Here is a 13121-nt window from a genome sequence, read left to right as displayed (position 1 = left end):
GAACTGTCACCGATGTCCTGACACAGAACTGTCACCGATGTCCTGAGACATAACAGCGACGGTTCGTGGGGTAGGGGTACGAACCGTCGCCGTTCATGCCGAATCGTTTGTGCTAACTGACGAACCGTCACTGGAACACACGAACCGTCCACCCCGCCGCCGCCCTCCACCGGCCCGGCATCGTCCCCGCCGCCCCGAGAACGTCCTCATCAGCCCGACAACGACCCGGGCTCGGCCAAAACGACCTCGTCAGCCCGAAACCCTCCCGAGTGTGGAGGGTTTGGGGCCTACGAGGTCGTATTCGGCAGGTCGGCAGCCACCGAGAACGACCTCACCGACCCGAACACGACCACCTGGTAGGCCGGCCCCGTCGAACAGAGCCCCGAACCCGACCACCACACAGCAGCTCGAGCCCGAATCACCACGCCCGCAAGCGTGAGGAGGCACGAACACACCGGCAGACGCACACGCGTTTGCTTCATGAACACGAGTTTTAGAGGTTTGCATGTGCCCTGCGCTCGCAAACCTCTAGAACTCGTGTATTCGACGCGAACTCGTGTACATCCCGACGCAGGCGCCTCCGGGTGTGCCGGCCTTGACACGTCACCGCCTGGTCGCCGCGGGCGTGCCGGTCTCGACACGTCACCGCCTGGTCGCCGCGGGTGAGCCGGCCTCGACACGTCGCCGCGATGGTTCGCTCCGGGTGGCCGGCTGTTGGCAGGGCCGAAGCCGGATGAGGACCGGCTCACAACCGGTGGCTTAGACGTGCATCCCCTGCCGCCGCCGCGCTAATGTTTCCGGGTTGCCTGCGGCGTCGCGCGACCGGCGCGCGCTCGGGCACTCCTGGGGTCTTAGCCGACGTGGCTGACCCCGCGCCTGGGCACACCCGCCCACGGCGTGCGAACCGATCCGACAGGAAGATATCTATGAGCTCTTCACGCTCCCGCCGCCAGGTGCGCCTCTCGCGCGCCCTCGGCATTCCGCTCACCCCCAAGGCCGTCCGCTACTTCGAGAAGCGCCCCTACGGCCCCGGCGAGCACGGCCGCGCCCGCCGCCGCACCGAGTCCGACTACGCCGTCCGCCTGAAGGAGAAGCAGCGCCTGCGCGCCCAGTACGGCATCCGCGAGGCCCAGCTGCAGAAGGTCTTCGAGGAGGCCCGCCGCGAGAAGGGCCTGACCGGTGAGTCCCTGGTCGAGCTGCTGGAGATGCGTCTGGACGCGCTCGTCCTGCGCGCCGGCTTCGCCCGTACCATCGCGCAGGCCCGCCAGAGCGTCGTCCACCGCCACATCATGGTTGACGGGAAGGTCGTGGACCGTCCCTCCTTCCGTGTCAAGCCCGGCCAGACCATTCAGGTGCGTCCGCGCTCCCAGGTGATGGTGCCCTTCCAGGTCGCCGCCGCCGGCACCCACCGCGACGTGCTGCCGCCCGTGCCCGACTACCTCAACGTCGAGCTGGAGAAGCTGCAGGCACAGCTGGTGCGCCGCCCCAAGCGCGAAGAGGTCCCGGTGACCTGCGACGTGCAGATGGTCGTCGAGTACTACTCGCGCTGACCCCACGCTTCACGACGCCGGGACGCCCCGGACCGCATACCGGTTCGGGGCGTCCCCAGTGTTCCGGGGTACTCTCGCCCCGGCTCTCCAATCCACCGGCGTGCGCAGCGCACGCCCCTCCCGAAACGAACAGGACGAGGCATCTCATGCGTACATCAGAGATCCGCTCCCGCTGGCTCGACTACTTCGCCGCGAACGGGCACGAGATCCGCCCCTCCGTGTCCCTGGTGTCCCCCGAGCCGTCCATCCTGTTCACCGTGGCCGGCATGGTGCCCTTCATCCCCTACATCCTGGGCACCGAGAAGGCCCCGTGGCCGCGCGCCGCCTCGGTGCAGAAGTGCATCCGCACCAATGACATCGACAACGTCGGCCGTACCACCCGTCACGGCACGTTCTTCCAGATGAACGGCAACTTCTCCTTCGGCGACTACTTCAAGGAAGGCGCCATCGACTACGCCTGGGACCTGCTCACCGGCAGCCGTGAGGAGGGCAAGTACGGCCTGGACGGCGACCGGCTGTGGATGACCATCTGGGAGGAGGACAAGGTCTCCTTCGACCACTGGACCCGCGTGATCGGCGTGCCCGCCGAGCGCGTACAACTGCTGCCCTTCGCGGAGATCTCCTGGTCCACCGGCCAGCCCGGCCCCGCCGGCGCCTGCTGCGAGATCCACTACGACCGCGGCCCCGCCTACGGTCCGGACGGCGGCCCCATTGCCGACACCGCCGGCGACCGCTTCCTGGAGATCTGGAACCTGGTCTTCGACGAGTTCATCCGCGGCGAGGGCGAGGGCCATGACTTCGAGCTGATCGGCAAGCTGGACCAGACCGCGATCGACACCGGGCTCGGCCTGGAGCGCCTGGCGTTCATCATGCAGGACAAGCCCAACATGTACGAGATCGACGAGGTCTACCCCGTCATCGCCGCCGCCGAGGCCATGAGTGGCAAGACCTACGGCCGGGGCGCCGCGGGCCCGGAGGCCGGTGACGCCTACCTCGACGACGTGCGCCTGCGGGTGGTGGCCGACCACGTCCGTTCCGCACTGATGCTCATCGGCGACGGCGTGCGCCCCGGCAACGACGGCCGCGGCTACGTGCTGCGCCGCCTGATCCGCCGCGCCGTACGCTCCATGCGCCTGCTCGGGGTGAGCGACGCCACCCTGCCGACCCTGCTGACCGCCTCCAAGGACGCCATGAAGGCCTCCTACCCGGAGCTCGAGACCGGCTGGGCCACCATCTCCGACGTCGCCTACGCGGAGGAGGAGGCCTTCCGCCGCACCCTGGCCGCAGGCACCACCATCCTGGACACCGCCGTCGCCTCCGCCAAGCAGCGGGCCTCCGAATCTGGGCGCGGCACCCGTCCGGTCGTCCCCGGAAAGGCGGCCTTCGAGCTGCACGACACCTACGGCTTCCCCATCGACCTGACCCTGGAGATGGCCGCGGAGCAGGGCGTGGACGTGGACGAGGCCACCTTCCGCACCCTCATGGAGGAGCAGAAGGAACGCGCCCGCGCCGACGCCCGTGCCAAGAAGACCGGCCACACGGATGTGCGCGTCTTCCAGGACATTGAGAAGCAGATGGGCGGCGGATCGGAGTTCCTCGGCTACACCGAGTCGGCCGCCGACGCGACCGTCACCGGCCTGCTGGTCGACGGCGTGCCCGCCCCGGTGGCGACCGCCCCGGCCGAAGTGGAGGTCATCCTGGACCGCACCCCCTTCTATGCCGAGATGGGTGGCCAGCTGGCCGACCACGGCACCATTCGCCTGGCCGACGGCGGCGTCATCGAGGTGCACGATGTGCAGGCCCCCATCCGCGGCCTGTCCGTGCACCGCGGCACCCTCACCGAGGGCACGGCCGCGGTGGGCGAGCGCGCCTACGCCGAAATCGACACCGTGCGCCGCCTGGCCATCGCCCGCGCCCACACCTCCACCCACATGGTTTACGCGGGCTTGCGTAACGTGGTCTCGCCCGACGCCGCCCAGGCCGGTAGTGAGAACTCGCCCGCCCGGCTGCGCTTCGACTTCCGGCACGGCTCGGCCCTCTCCGGCGGTCAGATGGACGACATCGAGGCACTGGTCAATGACAAGGTCGCCGAGAACCTGCCGGTAACCACCGAGGTCATGGGCCTGGAGGAGGCCCGCGCCTCGGGCGCGATCGCCCTGTTCGGGGAGAAGTACGGCAAGCAGGTGCGGGTCGTCACCATCGGCGACGGCTTCGACCGGGAGCTGTGCGGCGGCACCCACGTGCCCTCCACCGGTCACATCGGCCGCATCGCCCTGCTGGGGGAGGGATCGATCGGCTCCGGCGTGCGCCGTATCGACGCCCTGGTGGCGGACTCCGCCTACGGCTTCCAGCGCAAGGAGCACGCGCTCGTCTCGCAGCTGTCCACCCTGGTGGGCGGCCGCCCCGAGGAGCTACCCGGCCGCGTGGAGAGCCTGCTGGCGCGACTGAAGGACGCCGAGAAGAAGCTGGCAGCCGCGGAGCAGGCCGCCCTGACCGCCCGGGCCGGCGAGATCGCCGGCGCGGCCGCCCGCACCGGCGACTACCTGCTGGCCAGCGCCTCGCTCGGCGCGGTCGGCTCTGCCGACGCGCTGCGCAGCCTCGCCCTGGATGTGCGCGGACGCCTGCCCGAGTCGGAGGCCGTCGTGGTGGCCCTGGCCGGGGAGGCGAATGGCCGCCCGCTCGTCGTCGTCGCCACCAACCCCACCGCCCGTGCCCAGGGCGCCCAAGCGGGGGCGCTGGTGCGCACCGCCGCCAAGACACTCGGCGGTGGCGGTGGCGGTAAGGATGACGTCGCCCAGGGTGGCGGCCAGGACCCGGCCGCCATTCCCGCCGCGCTGGCCGCCATCGCGGCCGCCCTGGCCTGAGCCCGCGGGCACCCGGCAAGGGGTACGTGGTGAGGACCGGGGTTCGACTGGCCTTCGACGTCGGCAAGGTGCGCGTGGGCGTGGCCCGCTGCGATGCCGACGCCATCCTCGCGGTACCGCTGGCCACCCTGCGCCGCGACCGCTACGGCGCCGACCTGGAGGAGGCCGCCGACCTGGTGGCCGACCACGGCGCATTCGAGGTGATCGTCGGGCTGCCCCGCAGCCTCAGTGGAGGCGCTTCGGCCTCTACGCGCGATGCCCGCCGCTGGGCGCGCACACTCGCCGGCCTGATCGCTCCTGTGCCGGTGCGCTTGGTGGATGAGCGGCTGAGTACCGTAACCGCCCACCGCGAGTTGCACGAGTCCGGTCGGCGGGAGAAGAGCTTTCGCAGCGTTGTCGACCAGGCGGCCGCCGTGGTCATACTTGAACAGGCCCTCGCCACGGAGCGCTCCACCGACGCGCCCGCCGGCGAGATGGTCGTACCCATCCAGGAAGGCAGACAGTGACCGAGGACGACTTCTTCTCGGCCGTCGGGGTTGACCGCACCGACGCCGAACAGCCGGACGCCGGCCCCCGCCGGCGCCGCGACCGTCACGTTGAGCGCGACCGGAGGCGCCGCAAGCGCCGCCGCCACGCGTTGACCGCCGTGGTGCTGGCGGTAGTGCTAGCCGCGGTCGGCTTCGTCGGTTACAAGGCCCTGGGCGTGGTCAAGGGCGCCCAGCCCGGGCAAACCGCCGTCGCCGACTACACCGGGGCCGGTGAGGACGATGTTGTCGTCACCATCCCGGATGGCGCTACCGGCGCGGACATCGCCCAGATCCTCGTCGACGCCGACGTCGTCGCCACCGCCGGCGCCTTCAAGAACGCCTACGCGGCCAACTCCAATGCCGGCAACATCCAGGCGGGCACCTACACGCTCAAGACCCGTATGTCCGCCGTCAACGCGGTCGCCCTGCTGCTGGACCCGTCCTCCCGCTCCGATCACACGCTGACCATCCCCGAGGGCGCTACCAAGGCGGAGGTCAAGGAGCGGCTCATGAGCGTGGGCGGCTACACCGACGCCGAAGTCGACGCCGCCTTCGCGGACACCACCGCCATCGGTCTGCCGGAGGTCGCCGGCGGAGACGTGGAGGGCTGGCTCGCCCCCTCCACCTATGACATCGCCGAGGACGCCACGGCCACCGACGTGGTCGCCTCCATGGTCTCCACCACCAACACACGCCTGAGCAAGGCCGGCGTGGACGAGGCCGACTATGAGGACGTACTGATCAAGGCCTCCATTGTGGAACGGGAGGTCTTCCACGCCGAGTACTACGGCCAGGTGGCCCGCGTCATCGAGAACCGGCTCGCCGACACCGACGGGGAGACCAAGGGCATGCTGCAGATGGACTCCACCGTGCTGTACGGCCTGGGCCGCACCGGCGGCATCCCCTCCGCCGACGAGATCGCGGACGACGCCAACGCCTATAACACCTACCAGCATGCCGGGCTGACCCCCACCCCGATCGGCAGTCCCAGCGAGGCCGCCATTCAGGCGGTGGTCGACCCGCCCGCCGGCGACTGGCTGTACTTCGTGACCGTCGATCTGGAAACCGGGGAGACCCTGTTCGCCACCACGCACGAGGAGCAGGTGGCCAACACCGAGAAGCTGTCGGCGTACTGCGAGGACAACCCCGAGGTCTGCTCCGGCGCCTCCGCCTCGCCCAGCCCGACGGCCCCGGCGGACGGCGAGTAGACGCGATGTGCGCCGCGCCGCCGACGAGTTCGCCCACCCCGCCCCGGCATCGGGCCGCCGTCATCGGTGCGCCGGTTGCGCATTCGCTGTCCCCGGTGCTGCACCGGGCCGCCTACCGGGCGCTCGGCCTGGACGACTGGGTGTATGAGCGCCGCGAGACCGCGCCCGCGGACCTGGCCTCGCTGCTGGAGGAGTTGGCCGCCCCGGCACCGTCCGACCCGATCTGGGCCGGCTTGAGCGTGACCATGCCGCACAAGCAGGCGCTGCTGCGCCGGCTCGACGTCGTGGACCCGCTGGCGGCGACGGTCGGCGCCGTCAACACCGTCATCGCCCAGCGCTCCGGCCGCGGTGCCGCCCTCCTGGCCGGCTTCAACACCGACGTCGCCGGCATCGTCGGCGCCATCCGCGAGACCCGCACCGCCCCGGCGGACGGCGCCACCGCGGCTCCCGCGGGCGGTGCGACGCGCGCCGTGGTGCTCGGCTCCGGCGCCACCGCCTGTTCCGCGCTGGCAGCCCTGACCGAACTGGGGGCCACCGACATCACCGTCGCCGCCCGTCGCCACGCCGGCCCCGGCCGTGCGCTGACCGCCGCCCACCGCATGGGTCTGGAGGTGGCGGCCCTAACCTGGCGGCCCGGCGATGCGGCCTCCGACGCCGAGGTGGCCGCCGCGGCCGCCGACGCCGATCTGCTCGTCTCCACGCTCCCGGCCGGCGCCGCCGACACCCTCGCCGCGCCACTGACCGCCGCAATCGCGGGCGGAGCTTCCCGGCCCGGGCCCGGCGGGGTGCTGCTGGACGTCGTCTACGCACCCTGGCCCACGCCACTGGCGGCGGCCTGGCAATCGGCCGGCGGGAGCGTGGCCCCCGGCTGGCTGATGCTGCTGCATCAGGCGGTCCCACAGGTCACCCTCATGACTGGCCGCACTCCGCCGCTGGCGCCCATGCGCCGCGCGCTGGTGGAGGCGCTCGCCGCCCGCGCCGCCGGACCGCGGTGACGTCGCGCCCGGCGGCGTGGGATGATCACCCCATGCTTCGATGGATGACCGCCGGCGAATCCCACGGTGAGGCCCTCACCGCCATCATTGAGGGCGTGCCCGCGGGCGTGGAGATCACGAGCGAACAGATCCGCGCCGCCCTCGCCCGCCGTCGCCTGGGCCATGGGCGCGGCGCCAGGCAGAAGTTCGAGGCGGACGAACTGTCGATCCTTGGCGGCATCCGCCACGGCCGTACCCTGGGCAGCCCCATCGCCCTGCGCATCGGCAACTCCGAGTGGCCCAAGTGGTCCACCGTTATGAGCGCCGACCCGGTGCCCGAGACCGCCCTGCGCAAGCACGCCGGCACCGGCGACGAACGCGAGATCGCCCGCAATCTGCCGCTGAGCCGCCCACGCCCCGGCCACGCCGACCTGCCCGGGCTGCTCAAGTACGACCTGCCCGACGCCCGCCCCGTCCTCGAACGCGCCTCCGCCCGCGAGACCGCCGCCCGGGTGGCTCTGGGAGCGGTGGCCGAGGCACTGCTGGAGCAGGTCGCCGGAATCCGCCTGGTCAGTCACGTGGTGCGCATCGGGACGGTCGCCCTGCCCGACGACGCCGCCCGCCCCACGCCCGACGACGAGGTCCGGTTGAGCGCCGACCCGGTGCGCTGCACCGACCCGGCCACCGGTGCCGCCATGGTTGCGGCCATCGACTCCGCCCGCAAGGCCGGTGACACGCTCGGCGGAGTGGTGGAGGTGATCGCCACCGGCGTACCGATCGGACTGGGCACCCACGTGCAGGCCGATCGGCGGCTGGATGCGCGCCTGGCCGGCGCCCTCATGGGCATCCAGGCGGTTAAGGGCGTGGAGATCGGGGACGGCTTCGCCGAGGCGGCCCGCCCGGGCTCCGCCGCCCACGATGAGATCCTCACCATCGACGCCGGGCGGGTGGACCGCGCCACCAACCGCGCCGGCGGCATTGAGGGCGGCATCAGCAATGGGGCACCGCTGCGGGTGCGGGCCGCCTACAAGCCCATTTCCACGGTCCCGCACGCCCTGCGCACCATTGACTTGGCCACCGGCGAGCCGGCCACCGGACTGCACCAGCGCTCCGACACCACCGCCGTCGTACCCGGCGCGGTGATCGCCGAGGCCATGGTGGCGCTGGTGCTCGCCGACGCCCTGGTGGAGAAGACCGGCGGGGATTCGGTCGCCGAGGCCCGCCGCAACCTTTCCGGCTACCTCGCCCGCGTCGCCGAACGCACCCAGTGGTGAACGCCCCGCGGCCGCCATCCAGTCTCATCGCCCGTCCCATACGCCGAAGGAGTCAATCCCATGAGCCACACGAGCCACGCCGACCGGCCGGGTCCGGCGGTGTCCGAGGGCGCCGTGGATACGGGTTTGCTGCCGCTGGTTCTGGTTGGGCTGCCCGGATCCGGCAAGACCACGGTGGCGCGACTGCTGGCCACCGCGCTGGGCGTGCAGGTCACCGACACGGACGCGGAGATTCGTCGCCGCGCCCGCATGACCATCCCGGAGATCTTCGCCGCCGAGGGTGAGGAGGGCTTCCGGGATCGGGAGACCCGCGCTCTGCGGGCCGTGCTGACCGGGGAGGCCGCCGCCCAGGGAGTCGTGGCGCTCGGCGGCGGTGGCGTCCTGCGGGAGGAGAACCGTCGCCTGCTGCGCGGGCACACCGTCATACACCTGGCGGCCAGCCCCGCCACCGCGGCCGCACACGTTGGCGACGGCGCCGGCCGGCCGCTGGTGAACCCCGCCGGGCGGGCGGCGGACTCCGACGCCACTGCGGCCGCCCAGGATGACATCGCCGCCGATGTGCTGGCCCGCATGGAGAACCTGCATGCGCAGCGCGCCGACCTGTACCAGCGGGTCGCAACCATAACCGTGCCCACCGATGGGCTCACTCCCGAGCAGGTCGCCGCGCTCGTGCTGGTGTCTTTGGGGAGCGCTCCCTCGCGGGCCGCGGCCGCGCTGGCCCCGGTCCGCGGTGTATCCGGGCTGCGCCCCACCGCCCCGCGCCAAGTGCATGAGGGCGGTCGCACCCGCATAACCGTGCCCGGTACCGCCGCGGCCCGTCCCTACGACGTCGTGATCGGCAGCGGGCTGGCGGACGCCGTCACCCAAGCCGTAGCCACCGCCCCCGGAGGCGGCGCGGGCGGGGTGGCGATTGTCCACGCCGACGCGCTGGCCGCCTCCGCCACCGAATATGAGCGGGCGTTGAGGGCGGCCGGGCTGCGCGCCACCCGGATCGAGGTGCCCGGAGGGGAGAGCGCCAAGCACGCGGGCGTGCTCAACCAGATCTGGGAGCAGCTGGGTGCCTTCCGCCTGGGCCGGGACGGCTGCGTCGTGGGCGTGGGCGGTGGGGCCACCACCGATTTGGCCGGCTTCGCCGCCGCCACCTGGCTGCGCGGCGTCCCCGTCGTGCAGGTGCCGACCAGCCTGCTGGCGATGGTGGATGCGGCCGTCGGCGGCAAGACCGGCATTGACACCGACGCCGGCAAGAACCTGGTGGGCGCCTTCCACCCGCCGGCCGCCGTGATCGCCGACCTGGCTGCCCTGGCCACCCTGCCCGAGGCGGAGTTGCGCGCCGGGATGGGGGAGGTCGTCAAGTGCGGGTTCATCGCTGACCCGGTCATCCTGGACCGGGTACTCGCCGCACCCGCCCCGCCGGCCGCCGACTCCCCGGTCATCGCCGAGCTGGTGGCCCGTTCGGTGGCGGTCAAGGCCGCCGTGGTGGGGGAGGACCTGACCGAGGCGGGGCTGCGGGAGATCCTCAACTACGGTCACACCTACGCCCATGCCATTGAGAAGGTCACCGACTACACCTGGCGGCACGGAGAGGCCGTCGCCGTGGGCTGCGTGTTCGCCGCCGAGGTGGCCCACCGTCTGGGCCGGCTCGACGCCGACGCGGTGTCGCTGCACCGGCGCGCCTTCACCGCGGCCGGGCTCCCAACGGCGTTCCCGCAGGGAGCGGGTTCCTTCGATGCGCTCTGCGCCGCCATGACGTCGGACAAGAAGGTGCGCGCCGGCAGGCTGCGCATGGTGCTGCTGGATGACATCGCTCAGCCGGTGCGCGGAGTGGAGCCCGACCTGGAGGTGCTGCGGGCCGCCCACGACGCGGTCACCGCCCCGTCCGCCAGCCCTGCGGCGGTTGCGGAGGGGCGCGCATGAATCCGGCGCGCGTGGTGCTGCTCGGTGCCCCCGGTGCGGGCTGCAGCAGTGTGGGTCGCGCCCTGGCGAACGCCACCGGGCTGCCGCTGTACGACGTCGGGCAGGAGACGGCCGCGGCACTGGGCACCCTGCCCGAACTCGCCCTGGTGGCCGTCCCCGAGGAGCGCTACCGGCGCGCCGAGGCGGCCACCGCACGGCAGACGCTCGGGCAGGCCGCGGCCGGCGCCGTCATCGCCCTCGGTTCAGGGTGTCTGGATGACGACGCTGTGCAGGCCGCTCTCACGCAGGCGCGTGCCGACGGGGCGCATTTGGTACACCTGACCGCCACGCCGCGGCGACTGGCCACCCGCAACGGCCTGGACGCACCGCGCTCGGTGGCGCTCGGCAACGTCTATCAGGCGTTCACGCGGATGCTGCACGAACGGGAGGCCGCCTGCGCACAGGCGGGCGGCGTCGTCGTCGACACCACCGATACCACCCCGGAGCGGGCCGCCGCGCTGGTACTGGAGCAGCTGGCCGACCGGGCGGGCTCGACCCCACGGCGGGCCGAGCCATAGGCTGAACGCATGTATGTGCCGCGGCACTTTGAACTTCCCGAGGACTACACCACCTCCCTGCTGGACCGACCCCACGTCGGCAACCTGATCACCGTGCACGCCGACGGGCCGGCGGCCACCCTCGTGCCCTTCTACCGGGACGCGGAGCGCAATGCGCTGGTCACCCACCTGGTGCGCAACAACCCGCAGGTGCGCGAGCCGATAACGGGCCGCGGCATGGTCATCTTCGACGACGTCGACGCCTATGTCTCGCCCCGCTGGTACGCCACCAACGAGGTCAAGCCGAACGTGCCCACCTGGGACTACATCACCCTGCACGTGCGGGGGCCGGTGCGTATCGATTCCAGCCCCGAGGCGGCGCTGCAGGCGGCACGCAGGCTCACCGAATTGTCCGAGCCGGACGACGTGCTCACCCCCATCGGGGAGGAGAAGTTGGAGCGGATGGCACGGGCGATCGTGGCGGTCGAGGTGGGCATCGAGCAGGTACAGGGCAAGGCGAAGATGAGCCAGAACCGGCACCCCGACGACATCCGCTCGCTCGCCGCAGAGCTGGCCCGCCAGGGGCAGGACCGCATGGCCGAATTCCTGCTGGAGGTCTCCCTGCCGTATGCCGAGCAGCGCTACGCCACGCTCGCCCGCCTGGGCGAAGTACACGCCCTGCGCGAGGACGTCAAGGACATCACCGACTTCCACTAGCCGCCCCACTCGCTGAGGTCGGTTGATATGGCGCGGCGATACGTAAGCCGTGACCGGCATGACAGGCGGCGGCCGGGGGAGTGAACGAGTGATGGCGGTAGGCTTACCCGGTCTAAGACCTCCAGCAATCCTCTAGCGAGTTAGGAACCGCACGTGGCAACGACGAACGACCTGAAGAACGGCATGGTGCTCAACCTGGAGGGCCAGCTGTGGCAGGTAGTCGAGTTCCAGCACGTCAAGCCGGGCAAGGGCCCCGCCTTCGTGCGCACCAAGATCAAGAACGTTCTGTCCGGCAAGACCGTGGACCGGACCTTCAACGCCGGCCTCAAGGTGGAGACCGCCACCGTCGACCGCCGCGACATGCAGTTCTCCTACAAGGACGGCGACGACTTCGTCTTCATGGATGTCAAGACCTACGAGCAGACCTACGTGCCCGCCGACGTGGTCGGTGACGCCGCCGACCTCATGCTCGAGGGCCAGGACGTGATCGTCGCCTTCCATGAGGAGGACGTGCTGTTCGTGGAACTGCCGGCCGCCGTCGTGCTGACCATTTCCCACACCGAGCCGGGTCTGCAGGGCGACCGCTCCTCTGCGGGCACCAAGCCGGCCACCCTGGAGACCGGTGCCGAGATCCAGGTCCCGCTGTTCCTCAACATCGGCGACAAGGTCAAGGTCGATACCCGCTCCCGCTCCTACATCTCCCGCGTCACCGACTGACCGCCGATGACCGAATCCATGCCGGTGTCGGAGTCTGACGCCGCCGAGGAACCACTGGACGACGACGGCGCACCCGCCGCTGCGAGTGGGCACCCCAAGTTCCCGGTCACCGCACGCACCAAGGCGCGGCGGCGTGCCGTGGAGGTGCTCTTCGAGGCCGACCAGCGTGGCCTGCTACAGGGCGACTCCGGGGCGCAGAACCTGCGGGAGCTGGCCGCCGAGCGGGCCTTCCACTCCGCCAACCACACCGAGGCGCCCGCCTATACCCGTCAGGCGCTGGCCGGCGTCGCCGACCACTTGAGCGAGATCGATGAGACCATCGAGACCTACTCCCACGGGTGGGTGCTGAGCCGCATGCCGGCCACGGATCGGGCCATCGCGCGCTTGGCCACGTGGGAGATCGTCTGGAACGACGACGTCGATGCGCCGGTGGCCGTCGACGAGGCGATCACCCTCGCCCGCATGCTGTCGACCGATGACTCTCCGCGCTTCCTGAACGGGCTGCTGGGGCGCATCGGCGACCTGGCCGACACGCTTCGCTGAACGAGCGTCCGCATCCGCTGCACCGCCCCCGCGCCTTCCGACCGCGCCGAGAACGGCACAGGTAAACCTGCCGAGAAGGTCGAAATGTCACCGCCCCCGCCATGCACGAACGTGCGGTGGGGGCGGTGACTGTTTGCCCCGCGGTGGGCACGATTGCCGTGACGATACAAGTTGGCCGGCGCCGGGCCGGCCCGTCACGAAGGAGTGCTCTCATGGCTGAGAAGACCGAGCGGATTGTGTTGGCTGATTTGGATGATGGTGTGCGTGGGGCGGTGGCTGATGCGCGTGAGCGGGTGG

The 13121-nt window shown here is 71.4% G+C and carries 11 protein-coding genes; all 11 read left to right on the top strand.

Going from position 1 to position 13121, the window contains the following annotated elements; all coding sequences use genetic code 11:
* Nucleotides 1–926 precede the first annotated feature (926 nt).
* A complete protein-coding gene (gene rpsD / locus DRB06_RS03160) occupies nt 927–1550 on the top strand; it encodes a 30S ribosomal protein S4 (protein WP_073331965.1) in 624 nt (207 codons plus the stop codon).
* Between the two features lie 146 nt (nt 1551–1696).
* Entirely contained in the window at nt 1697–4414 is a 2718-nt protein-coding gene (gene alaS / locus DRB06_RS03155; RefSeq protein WP_073331967.1) for an alanine--tRNA ligase, read from the top strand.
* 29 nt (nt 4415–4443) lie between these two features.
* Complete coding sequence (gene ruvX / locus DRB06_RS03150; protein ID WP_073331970.1) at nt 4444–4920, top strand: Holliday junction resolvase RuvX; 477 nt, start codon at nt 4444–4446, stop codon at nt 4918–4920.
* Nucleotides 4917–6149 (top strand): endolytic transglycosylase MltG, encoded by a 1233-nt coding sequence (mltG, locus tag DRB06_RS03145; protein WP_111819121.1) that lies wholly within the window; start codon nt 4917–4919, stop codon nt 6147–6149. Before ruvX ends, mltG begins: the two co-directional genes overlap by 4 nt.
* Nucleotides 6150–6154: 5 nt before the next feature.
* Nucleotides 6155–7144 carry a shikimate dehydrogenase gene (locus DRB06_RS03140; RefSeq protein WP_111819120.1) on the top strand — a complete coding sequence of 330 codons (990 nt, stop codon included), beginning with the start codon at nt 6155–6157 and terminating at the stop codon, nt 7142–7144.
* Nucleotides 7145–7176: 32 nt separating this feature from the next.
* Complete coding sequence (aroC, locus tag DRB06_RS03135; protein ID WP_111819119.1) at nt 7177–8397, top strand: chorismate synthase; 1221 nt, start codon at nt 7177–7179, stop codon at nt 8395–8397.
* A 60-nt stretch (nt 8398–8457) separates the two neighbouring features.
* A complete protein-coding gene (gene aroB / locus DRB06_RS03130; protein ID WP_111819118.1) occupies nt 8458–10311 on the top strand; it encodes a 3-dehydroquinate synthase in 1854 nt (617 codons plus the stop codon).
* The gene (locus DRB06_RS03125) at nt 10308–10868 is read left to right on the top strand and encodes a shikimate kinase (RefSeq protein WP_111819117.1); all 561 of its coding nucleotides are present in this window, start codon (nt 10308–10310) and stop codon (nt 10866–10868) included. Before aroB ends, DRB06_RS03125 begins: the two co-directional genes overlap by 4 nt.
* A gap of 9 nt (nt 10869–10877) precedes the next feature.
* A complete protein-coding gene (locus DRB06_RS03120; RefSeq protein ID WP_111819116.1) occupies nt 10878–11564 on the top strand; it encodes an FMN-binding negative transcriptional regulator in 687 nt (228 codons plus the stop codon).
* A gap of 153 nt (nt 11565–11717) precedes the next feature.
* Nucleotides 11718–12281 (top strand): elongation factor P, encoded by a 564-nt coding sequence (efp, locus tag DRB06_RS03115; protein WP_073331984.1) that lies wholly within the window; start codon nt 11718–11720, stop codon nt 12279–12281.
* A gap of 6 nt (nt 12282–12287) precedes the next feature.
* Complete coding sequence (nusB, locus tag DRB06_RS03110; RefSeq protein ID WP_083565877.1) at nt 12288–12824, top strand: transcription antitermination factor NusB; 537 nt, start codon at nt 12288–12290, stop codon at nt 12822–12824.
* The last annotated feature ends 297 nt before the right edge of the window (nt 12825–13121 follow it).

Source organism: Actinomyces sp. Z5 (assembly GCF_003287795.1).
GTDB lineage: Bacteria > Actinomycetota > Actinomycetes > Actinomycetales > Actinomycetaceae > Actinomyces > Actinomyces glycerinitolerans.
The sequence above is the reverse complement of the archived record's forward strand: the minus strand, read 5'-3'. Positions and strand labels throughout refer to the sequence as shown.